A 14495-nucleotide genomic window follows, 5' to 3' on the forward strand; every position below is an offset into this window, starting at 1 on the left:
ATTACTGCTTGCGGCTGAGGATGTAGAAGGAGATGCCGCCAAACAGCAGGCTGGGCGCGACAGCCGCCAGAATGGGCGGTACCGCATAGACCAGACTGATGGGGCCAAACACCCGATCACTCACATAGACGGCAAAGCCGGTCATGATCCCCATCAGCATCCGCGCGCCCATGCTCACCGAGCGTAGTGGGCCGAAGATGAAGGAGGAGGCCAGCAGGATCATCGCCACCACCGAGAGCGGTGACAGCAGTTTGCGCCACATCTCCAGCTTGTAGCGACCGGCATCCTGCTTGTTGGCATCGAGATAGCCGATGTAGTCGAGCAGACCGGAGACCGAGAGGTTCTCGGGGTCGATACTCACCACCCCCAGCTGCTTGGGCGTCAGCTCCGAGCTCCACTCCATCTTGTCATGCTGTTCGCTGCGGATCTGCGCCGGGTCGTCGAAGCGGGTAACCTGGGTCTGCTTGAGCAGCCAGTGATGCCGTTCAAATACCCCCTCCCGTGCCTGCACCACGTCGATCAGCTTGCGCTCGGGGGTGAAACGATAGAGGGTGATGCCGGTCAGGGCGCCATCGTTGCGCACCCCGTTGATATTGACGAAGTTGTTGCCATCCCGTGCCCACACCCCGTAGGCCGAGACGGTAAGCCGCCCTTCCGACATGGCACCGGCACGGATATCATCCGCCATCCGTTTGGCGACAGGGGCCACATACTCCCCCATCAGTCCTACCAGGATCATCAGCGGGATCGCCGTCTTGAGCGCCGCCATCACGATACTGATCTTGGAGCGACCCGCCGCCTGCATCACCACCAGCTCGGAGCTGGTCGCCAGCTGGCCCAGACCGATCAGACCGCCCAGCAGTGCCGCCAGCGGGAAGAAGAGCACCGCCTCCTTGGGCATGGAGAGCAACACATAGTAGAGAGCATTGAGCATGTCGTAGTTGCCCTCTCCGACAGACTTGAGCTGTTCCACATACTTGATGAGCGCAGCAAGACCAACGAGCGTGAGCTCACACAGCAGGATCGACATAAAAATGACCCTGCCGATATATCTATCGAGAATGCCAAACATCAGCGGTAGTTCCTATGTGGCTTCATCATTTTGATTTGTTTATGAAATATTTGCTCTTTACCCCGTTCCACCAGCTGGTGCCCTGCAAATTGAGGGGCAGGCCAATAAACAGCAGATAACCGAGCGGCACCAGGAACATCCCCGGCCAGTAGGGCAACCGGCCACTGTCGATAGCCGAGCGGGCAGCACTGAGCAGCAGGAAGTAGGAGAGATAGAGCATGATGGCCGGCAACAGCTTGGCGTAGCGCCCCTGACGGGGGTTGACCCGCGCCAGCGGAACTACCAGCAGGGTGAGCACCGGAATGGAGAGGGGCAGCGAGATACGCCATTGCAATTCACCCATCATGTCGTTTTCCTGGGTACCCAGCAGCTCCATGGTGGGTTTGGCCGCCGCCTTGCGGTTGGAGCGCTCCATCTCCTGCTGACGGATCACCAGACCATACTCGCGAAAATCGGAGATCTGGAACTGCTTGCCGGAGAAGTTGCCTTCATAGCGGGAACCATCCTTCAGAGTCAGCCACTGCAGACCATTCTCATCGATCGTCACCACCCCTTCGCTGGCCACCACCACCGAAGGGGGGTTGCTGCCTTCGGCCCGCTGCAAGATGAAGATCTTCTGCAGCTTCGAGCCGTTGTCGTTCAAATCCTGGATATAGGCAACCAGGCGCCCCTTGTCGAGCTCCATAAAGCGGCCCGCCTGCAGGAAAGAGATCCCCGGATCCGACTTGAACTCGTCGATCACCTGATACTCTCGCTCCTTGGCCTGCGGGGCGATCCAGCCGGTGTTGAACGCTGCGACTGCGGCGGTCAGCAAGGCTAGCAACATGGCGCTGCGCATCACGAAACGGTGGCTGAAGCCGACCGCATGCATCACCGTCATCTCGCTTTCGGCGTAGAGGCGACCATGGGCAAACAAAATGGCTAAAAAGAGACTGATAGGCAGCATCAACAGCGCCATATTGGGCAAGTTGAGCAGCAGCAGGGTGGAGACCAGACGTGTCGGCACCTCGCCATCGGCGGCGTCACCGATGATCTTGATAAATTGTTGGCTGACAAAGATAAGCAGCAATACGAATAACACTGCCAGCTGGGTTTTCAGGGTTTCCCTGAACAAATATCGGAAAACGATCACAGTCATTCCCAAGTAAACTTGTGTTTTTAGTCGAATGCCTGAAAAATAGGGCCGTATATTGGATTTTTACCAGTTTGAACTGCGGAGCCTGTGGCTGTTCGCTCCGCCTCTGATACCCCAACAAGCACCGCATTATTCAATAAAAGGTGCCTTTTGTCTTTAGGATGTAGGAGATTCCATGGAGTTCAGTGTAAAGAGTGGCAGTCCAGAGAAGCAACGGAGCGCCTGCGTCGTAGTCGGCGTATTTGAGCCGCGTCGCCTCTCTCCGGTTGCCGAACAACTGGACAAGATCAGCGATGGCTATATCAGTTCGCTGCTGCGCCGTGGCGACCTGGAAGGGAAACCAGGCCAGATGCTGCTGCTGCATCAAGTACCGGGCGTGCTCAGCGAGCGCGTACTGCTGGTCGGATGCGGCAAGGAGCGGGAACTCGACGAACGCCAGTACAAGCAGATCATCAACAAGACCATCACCACCCTCAACGAAACCGGCTCCATGGAAGCGGTCTGCTTCCTCACCGAGCTGCACGTCAAGGGTCGGGATACCTATTGGAAGGTGCGCCAGGCGGTAGAAACCACCAAGGCGGGCCTCTACAGCTTTGATCAGTTCAAGACCAACAAGGCCGAGCCACGTCGCCCGCTGCGCAAGCTGGTATTCAACGTGCCGACGCGTCGGGAACTGACCATTGGTGAAAAAGCCATCGCTCACGGTCTGGCCGTGGCCAAGGGTGTGCGGGTCTGCCGCGACGTGGCGAACATGCCGCCCAACGTCTGCAACCCGGCCTATCTGGCCTCCCAGGCCCGTCGTCTGGCCGATGCCTACGACAACATCACCACCAAGGTGGTGGGCGAGCAGGAGATGGCCGAGCTCGGCATGAACTCCTACCTGGCGGTGGCCCGCGGCTCCGATAACGAAGCCATGATGGCCATCATCGAATACAAGGGTCATCCGGATGCCAAGCCCATCGTGCTGGTCGGCAAGGGTCTGACCTTTGACTCCGGCGGCATCTCCATCAAGCCGGCCGACGGCATGGACGAGATGAAGTACGACATGGGTGGCGCCGCCTCCGTGCTCGGTACCATGCATGCGCTGGCCCAGCTGCAACTGCCGATCAACGTCATCGGCGTGCTGGCAGGCTGCGAGAATATGCCGGGTGGCAACGCCTATCGCCCGGGTGACATCCTCACCTCCATGTCAGGCCAGACCATCGAAGTGCTCAACACCGATGCGGAAGGTCGTCTGGTGCTGTGTGATGCGCTGACCTATGTGGATCGCTTCGATCCGGAGACCGTCATCGACGTGGCGACCCTGACCGGTGCCTGCGTCATCGCGCTGGGCCATCACACCTCGGGTCTGCTGGCTAACCACAACCCGCTGGCCCACGAGCTGCTCAACGCCTCCGAGCAGGCGGGTGATCGCGCATGGCGTCTGCCGCTGTTCGACGAGTATCAGGAGCAGATCGACAGCCCGTTCGCCGACATGGCCAACATCGGCGGTCGTCCGGCCGGTACCATCACTGCGGCCGCCTTCCTGTCACGCTTCACCAAGAAGTACAACTGGGCCCACCTGGATATCGCCGGGACCGCCTGGAAGAGTGGCAAGGATAAAGGCTCCACCGGTCGTCCGGTACCCCTGCTGACCCAGTTCCTGCTGAACCGGGCTGGCGTGGATATCGAAGAGAAAGAGTAACTCTCCGGCCCCTGCCGATGGCTGCATCGGAAGGGTTGGCGTTACCCTGAACCACAAGGAAGAGGCCCGCCTCTTCCTTGTTTCATTCTTGAATCAGTGAGCTGCGAGCGGAGAAACACCCCGCGAGCCTCATGAGGCGGTCAACAGTCCGTCACCGCAAAACGGGATCAACCTGATGAGCCAAGTGACCTTTTATCTGATGAGCGAACAGGATGACGCGCAGGCCTCTGCGGTCGAGCGACTGGCCTGCACTCTTGCGGCCGAGTCGTGGGGCGCGGGCCATATCTACCTGTTCTGCGACGATGAAGCGCAGGCCCTGCGCCTCGACGAGCTGTTGTGGCAGCTGCCGCCGGAGCGCTTCGTGCCGCACCAGCTGCAAGGCGAAAGCGGCATGGCCCCGGTGGAGATCGGCTATCAGCCACCGAAACGGCGCTACGCCCGCCTCATCAATCTGGCCACTGCGACACCTTTGTTTGCAGGACACTTCGCTCAAGTGGTAGATTTTGTCCCCACTGACGAAACACAAAAGCAGCAAGCCCGCGAGCGCTACAAGCACTATCGCCAGGCAGGCCATACCCTCGAAATGAGGGACCAGCCCGTCCTTGCCGCACCGGATCCGGCGCAGCCCTGACTGCAACCAATTGATCCATAAAGAATCAACACCAGACTCCATCCATCCAGATTACGGCGAGACCATGGAAAAGACTTTTAATCACAACGCCATCGAACAGGCGCTCTATCAGCACTGGGAAGCCCAGGGTTACTTCAAGCCCCACGGCGACACCAGCAAAGACTCCTTCTGCATCATGATCCCGCCGCCGAACGTCACCGGCAGCCTGCACATGGGTCACGCCTTCCAGCAAACCCTGATGGATACCCTGATCCGCTACAACCGCATGCAGGGCAAGAACACCCTGTGGCAGGCTGGTACCGACCACGCCGGTATCGCCACCCAGATGGTGGTTGAGCGCAAGATCGCCGCAGAAGAGGGCAAAACTCGCCACGATTACGGCCGTGATGCCTTCATCGACAAGATTTGGCAGTGGAAGGAAGAGTCCGGTGGCACCATCACCCGCCAGATGCGCCGTCTGGGCGACTCCGTGGATTGGGAGCGCGAGCGCTTCACCATGGATGAGGGTCTCTCCGCCGCCGTGCAGGAAGTGTTCGTTCGTCTCTACGAAGATGGCCTGATGTACCGCGGCAAGCGTCTGGTGAACTGGGATCCGAAACTCAACACCGCCATTTCCGATCTGGAAGTGGAGAACCGCGAGATCAAGGGCCACATGTGGCACCTGCGCTATCCGCTGGCCAACGGCGCCAAGACCGCTGAAGGCAAGGATTACCTGATCGTCGCCACCACCCGTCCGGAGACCATGCTGGGCGATACCGCCGTGGCCGTGAACCCGGAAGACCCGCGCTACAAGGCGCTGATCGGCCAGCACATCCTGCTGCCGCTGGTGAACCGTCTGATCCCCATCGTTGCCGACGAACACGCCGACATGGAGAAGGGCACCGGTTGCGTGAAGATCACCCCGGCCCACGACTTCAACGATAACGAAGTGGGCAAGCGCCACAGCCTGCCGATGATCAACATCTTCACCCTGGACGCCCATGTGCGTGCCGAGGCCGAAGTGGTCGACACCAACGGCAACCCGAGCACCGCCTACGACGCCGCCCTGCCGGCCGAGTTCGCCGGTCTGGAGCGCTTCGCTGCCCGTAAAGCGATTCTGGCCAAGCTGGAAGAGCTGGGTCTGCTGGACGAGATCAAGGATCACGTGCTGCAACAACCTTACGGCGATCGCGGTGGCGTGCCCATCGAGCCGATGCTGACCGACCAGTGGTACGTGCGCGTGGCACCGATGGCCAAGACCGCTATCGAGGCGGTGGAAGATGGCCGCATCCAGTTCGTGCCGAAGCAGTACGAAAACATGTACTTCTCCTGGATGCGCGACATTCAGGACTGGTGCGTCTCCCGTCAACTGTGGTGGGGTCACCGCATCCCGGCATGGTATGACGACGCCGGCAACGTCTACGTTGGCCGCAGCGAAGATGAAGTGCGCGCCAAGCACAGCATCCCGGCCGTGACCGTACTGCGTCAGGACGAAGACGTGCTCGACACCTGGTTCAGCTCCGCTCTGTGGACCTTCTCCACTCTGGGCTGGCCGAACAACACCGAGGCACTCAAGACCTTCCACCCGACCGACGTGCTGATGAGCGGCTTCGACATCATCTTCTTCTGGATTGCCCGGATGATCATGATGACCATGCACTTCATCAAGGACGAAAACGGCCAGCCGCAAGTCCCGTTCAAGACCGTCTACATCACAGGTCTTATCCGTGACGAAGAGGGCCAGAAGATGTCCAAGTCCAAGGGCAACGTGCTGGACCCGCTCGACATGATCGACGGTATCTCGCTGGAAGATCTGCTGGAGAAGCGCACTGGCAACATGATGCAGCCGCAGATGGCCGAGAAGATCGCCAAGCGTACCGCCAAGCAGTTCCCGGAAGGGATCGATGCCCACGGTACCGACGCCCTGCGCTTCACGTTGGCGGCGCTGGCCTCTACCGGTCGTGACATCAACTGGGACATGAAGCGCCTGGACGGCTACAACAACTTCTGCAACAAGTTGTGGAACGCCTCCCGCTATGTGCTTATGAACACCGAAGATCAGGACTGCGGTTTTGCCGGTGGCGAAATGCAGTTCAGTCTGGCGGATCGCTGGATCCAGTCCCAGCTGCAAGTGGCCATCCGTGACTTCCGTACCGCCCTCGATACCTACCGCTTCGACATCGCGGCTGGCGTGCTGTACGAATTTATCTGGAACCAGTTCTGTGACTGGTATCTGGAGCTGACCAAGCCGGTGCTGACCAAGGGTTCCGAGGCCGAGCAGCGCGCTGCCCGCCACACCCTGGTGACCGTGCTGGAAACCCTGCTGCGTCTGGCACACCCGATCATCCCGTTCATCACCGAGACCATCTGGAAATCGGTCGCCCCGCTGGCCGGTGTACACGCCGACACCATCATGATTCAGGCCTTCCCGGAGTTCGACGCCGCCAAGGTGGACGAAGCCGCGATGGCGGATCAGGAGTGGGTGAAAGAGTTCATCGTCAGCATCCGCAACATCCGCGCCGAGATGAACGTGGCGCCGAGCGTGCCCCTCAACGTGCTGCTCCAGTGCGATGCCAAGGATGCCCAGCGCGCCGTTGACAACGAGGCCTTCCTCAAGTCGCTGGCCCGTCTGGAGTCCATCCGCGTACTGGCGGACGGTGAAACCGCCCCGCTGTCAGTGAAGAAGCTGATCGGTGCGACCGAGCTGATGATCCCGATGGCCGGTCTCATCGACAAGGACGCCGAACTGGCCCGTCTGGCCAAAGAGGTTGCCCGTCTGGTGGGCGAGTGCGGCCGGATCGAAGGCAAGCTTGGCAACGAAGCCTTCGTCGCCAAGGCGCCGGAAGCGGTCATCGCCAAAGAGCGCGAGAAGCTGGAAGATTACCGTCTCCAGCTGACCAAGCTGGAAGCCCAGCAGGCCGAAATCGCCGCGCTGTAAGCAACGCCCCAACCGATACAACAAAGCCCCCTGCCAAGGGGGCTTTTTCATATCCGCGCTTCCCGCTTCAGCTCACCAGCAGCCAGCCGCAAAAACCGAGATAGAGCAGACCGACCAGCGCCAACCACCCGGCGGTCATGATTCCCTTTCTGAACCCCCACCAGAGCAACCCGACCGCCAACAGCGTCACCAGCGAGGAGGCCATCATGGCGCCATCCAGCAGCCAGGGGGTAAAGAGCAGACAGAACGCCTTGGGGATAGTGCCCTGAATCATCATGGCCCCGGAGATATTGGCCAGCGCCAACCGGTTCTTGCCCTGCCGCACCCAGATCAGCACGTTCATCAGCTCCGGCATCTCGGTCGCCACCGGACTCAACAGCAGGGCCGCCAGCACCGGCGAGAGACCAAACAGTTCGCCCATGCTCTCCAGCTGATGAACAAACAGCTGGGCCGCCAGCGCTACCACTACCAACGCAGCCAGCGTCTGCAGCAACACCTTGCCAAGGGGCGGGATCCCGGCATTTGGAGCCAGCTTGAGGGGCTCCGGCAATTCGACCTCGTGGCTGTCACTCTGTTTCAGCTCACGCCTTACATAGACGAGGTAGACCAGCAGGAAGAGCGGGGCCAGCCAGCTCTTGCCGGTGAAAGCGACCAGCCCCAGCGCGGTTGCCACCAGAAAGATCCCCATAAACCAGCGCTGATCCCGACCAATCTCGCGCTGCACCTCGCCATCAATGGCGCGCTCGGTACGCCCCATGCAAAGCAGCAGGGTGAGGCCGACCGCTGCATAGCCGATGGTCGCCAGCACCAGCGGCCCGCCAAGGGCTGCGCCGATGCCGATCTCCTGCTGGGCGGTCGTGTTGCCCATCAGCAGAGCGGTCAGGGTGACGATACACTCGGGCAGCGCCGTACCCAGTGCCGCCAGCAGGGAGCCGGTGGCGCTTTGGGAGAGTTTGAAGTGGTGGCCGGTCCACTCAATGCCGTTGACGAAGTATTCGCAGGCAAGGTAGATAGTGACCGCAGAGACGAGAAATAACAGCAGGGTAATCAACATAATAGATACCGCCAGGCGAGCAGAATAACCGATGGACCCGACATGGCTCGCCCGGCTGGCGTGCATATCGAGGCCAAAGGTCTTGCAGAGCGATAGTGCCTATCGCCGCCCATGCCATGGATACGAGGATCCAAGAGTGTTGACATGGGCCCGGCCCGGAATGCGGACGGGTTGCTACTCCCCAATGACTGAGGGGATGTTTTACCAACTCGACCGCCGCCTCACAAGGCAAATTACTGATAACTCATTCAATAAGTTGTAAGGAAATGTATCGCCAGCCTCCCCTCCCCGCCACCATTACGCTGTTGGCACACCGATTGCTGTAGGTAGTTCACTATCCACAACAGTTTGGGAAGGATGAACAATGAAACGGTGGATCCAACATTTCTATCAACTCAGCCGCCTCAATTGGCTAATGGTCTGGTTGTTGCTCTGTTGCAGCATCATTTTGCTGTTTCCGGCCGGGCTGATGAAAGGGGCCGTCAGCCAGTGGGCTGCGGATCATGCGGCCTGGCTGGGGGTCGGCATGCTGATCGCCATCTCCTACTTCTGCAGTCAGGGCTTCCTGATCGCCTGGGAGTGGGCTTGCGAAGAGTGGCAGGCGCGCCGTCAGCAGGACCAGCTGGCCCAGATGATCGGCTTCCTCGACTTCAACGAAAAGGCGGTGCTGCGCGAGTTCGTGCTACAGCGTAAAAGCGTCATAAACTTGCCGATCACCGAGCCCGCCGTCAAAAACCTGATGGATGCCGGCGTCCTCACCTATGCCTACGGCAAGCCGACCCGAGATAAGGATGACGAGAACCAGATCCGCGCCCTGATGATCGCCCTGCCCGCCCGACCGCTGCTCACCTACAAGGTGCTGGGGCTGTCGCGTGGCAAGATGAGCGACGAACAGGTGGAGCAGATCATGAACGCCCGCCCCAAGTTCGCCCAGAAGGGGTTCCAGCGCTAACCGCCGCCCAACCGCCAGATGCAAAAGAGCCGGACACTGTCCGGCTCTCTAATTTCTGCGCGATGCTCTGTACCATCCCTTACGTCTTGTTGTGCCCTAACCCTTTAGGCTGGAGCAAAAGCTCACATCCGCAACCTTGGTCACCGGATCGAAGCTGTGATAGAGCTCGAAACAGGGTCGATCATCAAATTCGAAACCGGCCGCTACCACCTCACCGATATGTTGCTGCCAGAGTGCGGGGTACTGGGCCGGGTCGGTCACGGTAAAACGTGACTGGCCATAGCGGCCGCCCGCCAGCTGCTGGATCTCCACATTGCCACTTCCCCTGGTGCCCGCCGGCACGGTGACGCAAATATCGGTGCGGCACTGCTGGGGAGCCGTCACTTCGGGGTTGTCGTGGTAGATGAAGATCCACTCCCCTTCGGCCAAGCCCAACCCGACAGCCCATTGATAGAGCTGGTCACACACCGGCTCATAGCCTATGCCGTAAGGGCCGGTGACCCGGATATAGGCCAGAGTGCGCGCAGCCATCTGTTCGGTTTTCATCTGTAGCCTCCTTTCACTGGAACGGCCTTCAGCATAATCAGAGACCCGGGCAGCCGCGTGTCCATTCTTGCTCAGTTGCAAGAGTGACGGCTGGCGGCGCAACATCCCCGGTGCCATGGCAAACTGCTTGCGAAACGCCTTGGCAAAGGCCTGTGAGCTGGCAAAACCGGCCGAGAAGGCAATCTCGGTGATCGGGTCGCGACTGTAGCAGAGAGAGCGAGCAGCCCGCTCCAACCGCAGGCGGCGCTGCATCTCGGTCGGGGTTTCACCGGTGACGGCGGTAAAGACCCGATGAAAGTGATAGCTGGAGAGCGCCGCAAGACTGGCCGCCTCACTGAGGCAGAGCTCGGGATTCTGCTCCAGCGCCCGGATCACCGGGCGCAATCTGGCCTGATAATCGACCATGCCGTTAGCGACTGACGCCCCCCGCAACTCTGGCCATATAGAACACATCCACATAGCGCCCTTGCCGGAAGGCATAGTCACGAGCCAGCCCCTCCTGCGTGAAACCGAACTTGCGATAGAGCGCCTGTGCGGCCTCATTGTCGGTATAGACGGTCAGCTCAATCCGGTGCAGGTTGAGCCAGTTATCGGCCAGATCCAGCGCCGCAGCCATCAGGGCAGAGCCCACCCCCTTGCCTGCCCAGTCATCCCGTACCCCCATACCGATACAGGCCACATGCTTGCGTCTCGGATTGGGCTCAACCAGCAGCGAGAGCTGGCCTACCAGCAAGCCGTCAACATCGGCGACCAGTGCCACCACGCTGTCACTCTCCAACCGCTTCTGCCACTGGCTAAGGGGAGACATAGGCAAGTGCAAAGTGCCCGCCTGGGCATTGGGCATGGCATAGAGATCCCGCAAGGCGGGGGCATCGGCGGATTCGGCATGACGGATGGTAATCTGCATATGAGGCTCCTTCTCGAAACGTCCATCATGCATCATCCATCGCATCAGTCCATACAACCGGCACGGTCAGAGTGATTTATTGTCGGCAGACAGGGCTGCACACTGAGCCATTCAGCCAGTTTCATAGGTGAAAAAAAACGGAGCAAACGCTCCGTTTTTCAATGCTTTATCAATCCCGGACGGAACGCGCTTCGCGCTCTTGCCGCTCCCTTGCCAACAGGCGTTTGTACCACCAGCTACTGCGACGACGTTGTGCATTGGAAGAGCGACGAGCCATTTCTTAGGTTCCAGCCAAGAGTAGAAAGGAGCTGCATTATGCGACAGGGATCACGTCCATGTCTTTAGCTGGATCAAGAAAAGCCTCACTGGCCCCCTGAAATCCTCTTCTGGTTTTGCTGCCATGTGGCCACTGGCAGCACCATCGCAGGGGAACGCCAGACTCTCAGGCCCACTCCAGCAATCAACCCGGCCCCGAGTTTACTTGACGGATAATCATACAGCCTGCTGGCATTGTGGAACCAATATGGTAGCCTGCCAGCGCCTGCGGGCAGTCTCTCGCTGCCACGCGCAAACTCCCGGTGAATTTGTCACGTCATGACAAAATATAACCTTATTTATCAAATCGTTATTTGGATATTATCCCAATGCGTATCATGCCGTTGCTCAAGGCTGCCTGCCTGAGCCTGATGTTGTCCGCCTGCGTTGCTCCATTGCTGATGATGAGCCCCACCAGCCAGCTGATGTGGGCCCTGCTCAAGCCGCTGGTCGGCTTTGACCCGAACGAGGTCAATCTGTTCGAACAACCCCTGATCAAGGATCGGATGACCGCTATCCTTGGCCCCAACTACGAAAGCACCATGCAGTTGCTCAAGACGGCCGACAAGTTACAGCAGGAGGGGCCGCTTTTCTATGTGGTCTCCGAGTATGCGCCCGTGCCGGATATCGCCAAGCAGGCGGGAATGGTGTGGAACTCGCAAACCAACCAGATGTCTGTATTGCTGCAAAAAGGGGATGGTACCACCCTGACCTTCGGCGAAAATCTGGCGGGCACGGCACCGACCTGGCCAACCGCCATGCAGGGCTGGCAGACCCCCACCAACCAGCTCACCCCGGCGGCTAATGCCCTGACCGGTACGGCAACCAGTCAGAGTGGAGCCTCCCCCTTCTCCCTTGGCAGCGCTCTGGGCACAGTGACCCGCGGCGTCACCGGCTCGCTGACCAACAGTGCAAGTCAGGCTATCAGCGGCGCAGCCGCCAACGCCACAGGGCAGGCCACCCAAGCGGTAAGCCAAAGCGCGACCGATCTGACCCGTAGTGCAACCACCGCAGTCACTGCACCCGCCAAACAGGCGGTGAGCAGCACCGCTGCGACCGCAACGCAAGAAGCCACCAAGGCCGTTGCCACTCCTGCCAAACAAGCCGTCAGCACCGCCGCCGCAACCGTGACGCAGGAAGCGACCAAGGCCGTTGCCGTTCCTGCCAAACAAGCCGTCAGCAGCGCAGCTGCGACCGCGACGCAAGAAGCCACCAAGGCCGTTGCCGCTCCTGCCAAGCAAGCCGTCAGCAGCGCCGCTGCGACCGCGACGCAAGAGGCCACCAAGGCTGTTGTCGTTCCTGCCAAACAGGCAGTCAGCACCGCCGCAGCTACTGTGACACAGGAAGCCACCAAGGCTGTTGCCGCGCCAGCCAAACAGGCCGTCAGTACCGCCCCCCATACGGCCGGAGAGAGCGCCACCGATGCCGCCATAGCAGCAGAAGCCGAGGCTCGCGCCAAGGCAGAGGCGGAGATGGAGGCCCTGCTAAAATAAACCGACAGGTCACCGCAAGGTGGCCTGTCGCGGTATCCGCGACCCGACTATGAACTTCCGGCCAAGGACACATAGACTGATAGGTAATTCCCTGCACAAGGAGTGCGCCATGCGATCCCTGCTCGCGGCCCTTATCGCCCTGCTCCTGCTGACCAGCTTCCCCGCACGGTCCGCCTTTATCTATTACTCGGAGCAGAACATGCCCCTCAACGGGCTGGACAAGGAGGGCAAGCCCATCGGGCTGGCAGTTGAGCTGCTGCGGCTGATGTGGCGCGAGCTGGGGGAGCCGGAGCAACCGATCCAATTTCTGCCATGGGCCCGCGGTTGGTATCTGCTGACCCAGCAACCGGAGGCCGTTCTTTTTACCACCGCCAGAACCAAAGAGCGTGATCCCCATTTCCTATGGGTTTGCCCCATCAGCCACTCGCGAGTGACGCTGGTCGGACGAAAACAGGATGCCCCCAGAGTGACCGGCAAGGGGGATCTGGCCAAACTGCAGGTAGGGGTAATGCAGGCTGACGTGGGGGAGCAGTTACTGCTCAACCGCGGCATCAGCCCGGGCAACATGATGGCGGTGGAGCGCATGGAGCAGGTGGTACGCCAGCTCATCATGGCCCGTACAGATCTGGTAGCAGGCAACGAGGTGATGTTATTCCATCAACTGAAAGCTCTGGGATTTGCCGCGGAAGATTTCATCTCTGTCGCAGTGCTGGAGGAACAGGACAACTGCTTTGCTTTCAACCCGCGGGCGGATCGGCAGCAGGTCGCCCGGTTGCAACAAGCCCTCGATCAGGTTCGTCTCGGTAGCGAATACCGGCAGTTGATGGAACGCTACCAGCGGCTCAGTAACCTTCCCCAAAGCGATAAGCCGCTACCGAAGATCGAGTAACCCCGGTTCATCCTCTTCCCTCTGTGGTGATCAGATGGTTGAGGAAGAGATGAAACAGCTCGGCCCGCGAGCCGAGCCGCAGTTTGCCATAGAGATGCTTGCGGTGATTCTTCACCGTGCCGCTGCCAATCCCGAGCTCCGCGGCAATCGCCTCCGTATCCAGCCCCTGCAGCAGCAACTCCGCCACCTGCCGCTCGCGCCGGGTGAGCAGATCCCCCCCGACACTCGCCATCGCCTGCTCCACCGCATTCCGGAGGCTGGCGCTGTCTGGCAGCGCAGTGCTCTGGGCCAACAGCGGCTGGCTCTGCCGCCACTGCTGACGACAGAGCGAATGCACCAGCGGGAACAGCTGCTCCAGCCTTGCCTGCTCGTCACGGCTGAGGGTACTGCGCTTGTCGAGTCGCCCGAGAAACAGCATCAGTGTCAGTCCGTCCCGCACCGGCAGGATCAGCCCCACCTCCTCCTGCCAGCCGGTGGCCTGATAGAAGTGGTGGCGATATTCGGGATCGAGCCGCCCTTGGGAGACCTGCGCCAGGGTCCAGACGCCGGCAGGCAAGCCCTGCTCCAGCGCCTGCATAAAGGGATCCTGACTGAAGTGGCTGGTGAGGTAGCGATCAAACAGCAGAGCCCGCTGATGGTTGAGGTTGTCGTAGAGGTAGACGGGCCGCTGCCCCACCCCGAGCAGCAGGGCACAATCAAACGCCACCTGCTGCTGGATCAGCCGCACCAGCGCCGCCGCAAAGGCGCTGCTGTGCAGGGCATCGACTACCTCGGTCATGCTGCGGGTCAAGGCATCTGTGGTGAATGGCTGGGTCATGGTGGCACGTTTCCGGTGACGGGGAGCGATTCCCCGCTATGGCTGAATGCTAGCACGAGAGTGGCAAAACTGTCCCTGAGGGG

Annotated in this window: 12 protein-coding genes and 1 riboswitch; of the genes, 6 read left to right on the forward strand and 6 right to left on the reverse strand. The window is 60.2% G+C overall.

What is annotated here, in order from left to right; translation table 11 throughout:
• Position 1 precedes the first annotated feature (1 nt).
• On the reverse strand, positions 2-1072 hold the full coding sequence (gene lptG, locus G5332_RS08200; protein WP_421249432.1) for an LPS export ABC transporter permease LptG: 1071 nt from the start codon (positions 1070-1072) through the stop codon (positions 2-4).
• 25 nt (positions 1073-1097) lie between these two features.
• Positions 1098-2210 (reverse strand): LPS export ABC transporter permease LptF, encoded by a 1113-nt coding sequence (lptF, locus tag G5332_RS08205; protein ID WP_005342794.1) that lies wholly within the window; start codon positions 2208-2210, stop codon positions 1098-1100.
• Positions 2211-2382: 172 nt separating this feature from the next.
• Between lptF and pepA the strand changes: the two genes are divergently transcribed.
• The 3 genes from pepA to G5332_RS08220 all read left to right on the forward strand — a co-directional run bounded on the left by pepA (position 2383) and on the right by G5332_RS08220 (position 7439).
• Positions 2383-3891, forward strand: coding sequence for a leucyl aminopeptidase (gene pepA, locus G5332_RS08210; RefSeq protein WP_005336423.1), 1509 nt, complete (start codon positions 2383-2385; stop codon positions 3889-3891).
• 175 nt (positions 3892-4066) lie between these two features.
• Positions 4067-4522, forward strand: a complete 456-nt coding sequence (locus G5332_RS08215; protein WP_005336425.1) for a DNA polymerase III subunit chi — start codon at positions 4067-4069, stop codon at positions 4520-4522.
• 64 nt (positions 4523-4586) lie between these two features.
• On the forward strand, positions 4587-7439 hold the full coding sequence (locus G5332_RS08220; RefSeq protein WP_421249431.1) for a valine--tRNA ligase: 2853 nt from the start codon (positions 4587-4589) through the stop codon (positions 7437-7439).
• A gap of 67 nt (positions 7440-7506) precedes the next feature.
• Here the strand turns inward: G5332_RS08220 and G5332_RS08225 are convergent, their stop codons facing one another.
• Entirely contained in the window at positions 7507-8493 is a 987-nt protein-coding gene (locus tag G5332_RS08225) for a sodium:calcium antiporter (protein WP_421311218.1), read from the reverse strand.
• A gap of 88 nt (positions 8494-8581) precedes the next feature.
• A riboswitch (yybP-ykoY riboswitch) is annotated at positions 8582-8688 on the reverse strand.
• 169 nt (positions 8689-8857) lie between these two features.
• On the opposite strand from G5332_RS08225, the gene G5332_RS08230 reads away from it, so the two are divergent.
• Entirely contained in the window at positions 8858-9445 is a 588-nt protein-coding gene (locus G5332_RS08230; protein WP_216952701.1) for a superinfection exclusion B family protein, read from the forward strand.
• A gap of 96 nt (positions 9446-9541) precedes the next feature.
• Here the strand turns inward: G5332_RS08230 and G5332_RS08235 are convergent, their stop codons facing one another.
• Positions 9542-10396 carry an AraC family transcriptional regulator gene (locus G5332_RS08235; protein ID WP_216954490.1) on the reverse strand — a complete coding sequence of 285 codons (855 nt, stop codon included), beginning with the start codon at positions 10394-10396 and terminating at the stop codon, positions 9542-9544.
• A gap of 4 nt (positions 10397-10400) precedes the next feature.
• Positions 10401-10898, reverse strand: coding sequence for a GNAT family N-acetyltransferase (locus G5332_RS08240; RefSeq protein WP_216952700.1), 498 nt, complete (start codon positions 10896-10898; stop codon positions 10401-10403).
• A 644-nt stretch (positions 10899-11542) separates the two neighbouring features.
• On the opposite strand from G5332_RS08240, the gene G5332_RS08245 reads away from it, so the two are divergent.
• Together G5332_RS08245 and G5332_RS08250 are read left to right on the forward strand one after the other, a co-directional pair.
• The gene (locus tag G5332_RS08245) at positions 11543-12706 is read left to right on the forward strand and encodes a hypothetical protein (RefSeq protein ID WP_421249429.1); all 1164 of its coding nucleotides are present in this window, start codon (positions 11543-11545) and stop codon (positions 12704-12706) included.
• 109 nt (positions 12707-12815) lie between these two features.
• Positions 12816-13595, forward strand: coding sequence for a substrate-binding periplasmic protein (locus tag G5332_RS08250; protein WP_216952698.1), 780 nt, complete (start codon positions 12816-12818; stop codon positions 13593-13595).
• Positions 13596-13602: 7 nt separating this feature from the next.
• Here G5332_RS08250 and G5332_RS08255 read toward each other — a convergent pair whose 3' ends face one another.
• Positions 13603-14412 (reverse strand): helix-turn-helix transcriptional regulator, encoded by an 810-nt coding sequence (locus G5332_RS08255; RefSeq protein ID WP_421249428.1) that lies wholly within the window; start codon positions 14410-14412, stop codon positions 13603-13605.
• Positions 14413-14495: the final 83 nt, after the last annotated feature.

It is taken from the genome of Aeromonas sp. 603757 (assembly GCF_049171255.1).
GTDB classification, from domain to species: Bacteria; Pseudomonadota; Gammaproteobacteria; order Enterobacterales; family Aeromonadaceae; genus Aeromonas; species Aeromonas veronii_A.

Bases quoted from the DNA above. Each gene is read 5' to 3' on its own strand.
- lptF (WP_005342794.1), bottom strand. From the start codon at position 2,210: ATGACTGTGATCGTTTTCCGATATTTGTTCAGGGAAACCCTGAAAACC.
- pepA (WP_005336423.1), top strand. From the start codon at position 2,383: ATGGAGTTCAGTGTAAAGAGTGGCAGTCCAGAGAAGCAACGGAGCGCC.
- G5332_RS08235 (WP_216954490.1), bottom strand. From the start codon at position 10,396: ATGGTCGATTATCAGGCCAGATTGCGCCCGGTGATCCGGGCGCTGGAG.
- G5332_RS08250 (WP_216952698.1), top strand. From the start codon at position 12,816: ATGCGATCCCTGCTCGCGGCCCTTATCGCCCTGCTCCTGCTGACCAGC.
- G5332_RS08245 (WP_421249429.1), top strand. From the start codon at position 11,543: ATGCGTATCATGCCGTTGCTCAAGGCTGCCTGCCTGAGCCTGATGTTG.
- G5332_RS08220 (WP_421249431.1), top strand. From the start codon at position 4,587: ATGGAAAAGACTTTTAATCACAACGCCATCGAACAGGCGCTCTATCAG.
- G5332_RS08215 (WP_005336425.1), top strand. From the start codon at position 4,067: ATGAGCCAAGTGACCTTTTATCTGATGAGCGAACAGGATGACGCGCAG.
- G5332_RS08225 (WP_421311218.1), bottom strand. From the start codon at position 8,493: ATGTTGATTACCCTGCTGTTATTTCTCGTCTCTGCGGTCACTATCTAC.
- lptG (WP_421249432.1), bottom strand. From the start codon at position 1,072: ATGTTTGGCATTCTCGATAGATATATCGGCAGGGTCATTTTTATGTCG.
- G5332_RS08230 (WP_216952701.1), top strand. From the start codon at position 8,858: ATGAAACGGTGGATCCAACATTTCTATCAACTCAGCCGCCTCAATTGG.
- G5332_RS08240 (WP_216952700.1), bottom strand. From the start codon at position 10,898: ATGCAGATTACCATCCGTCATGCCGAATCCGCCGATGCCCCCGCCTTG.
- G5332_RS08255 (WP_421249428.1), bottom strand. From the start codon at position 14,412: ATGACCCAGCCATTCACCACAGATGCCTTGACCCGCAGCATGACCGAG.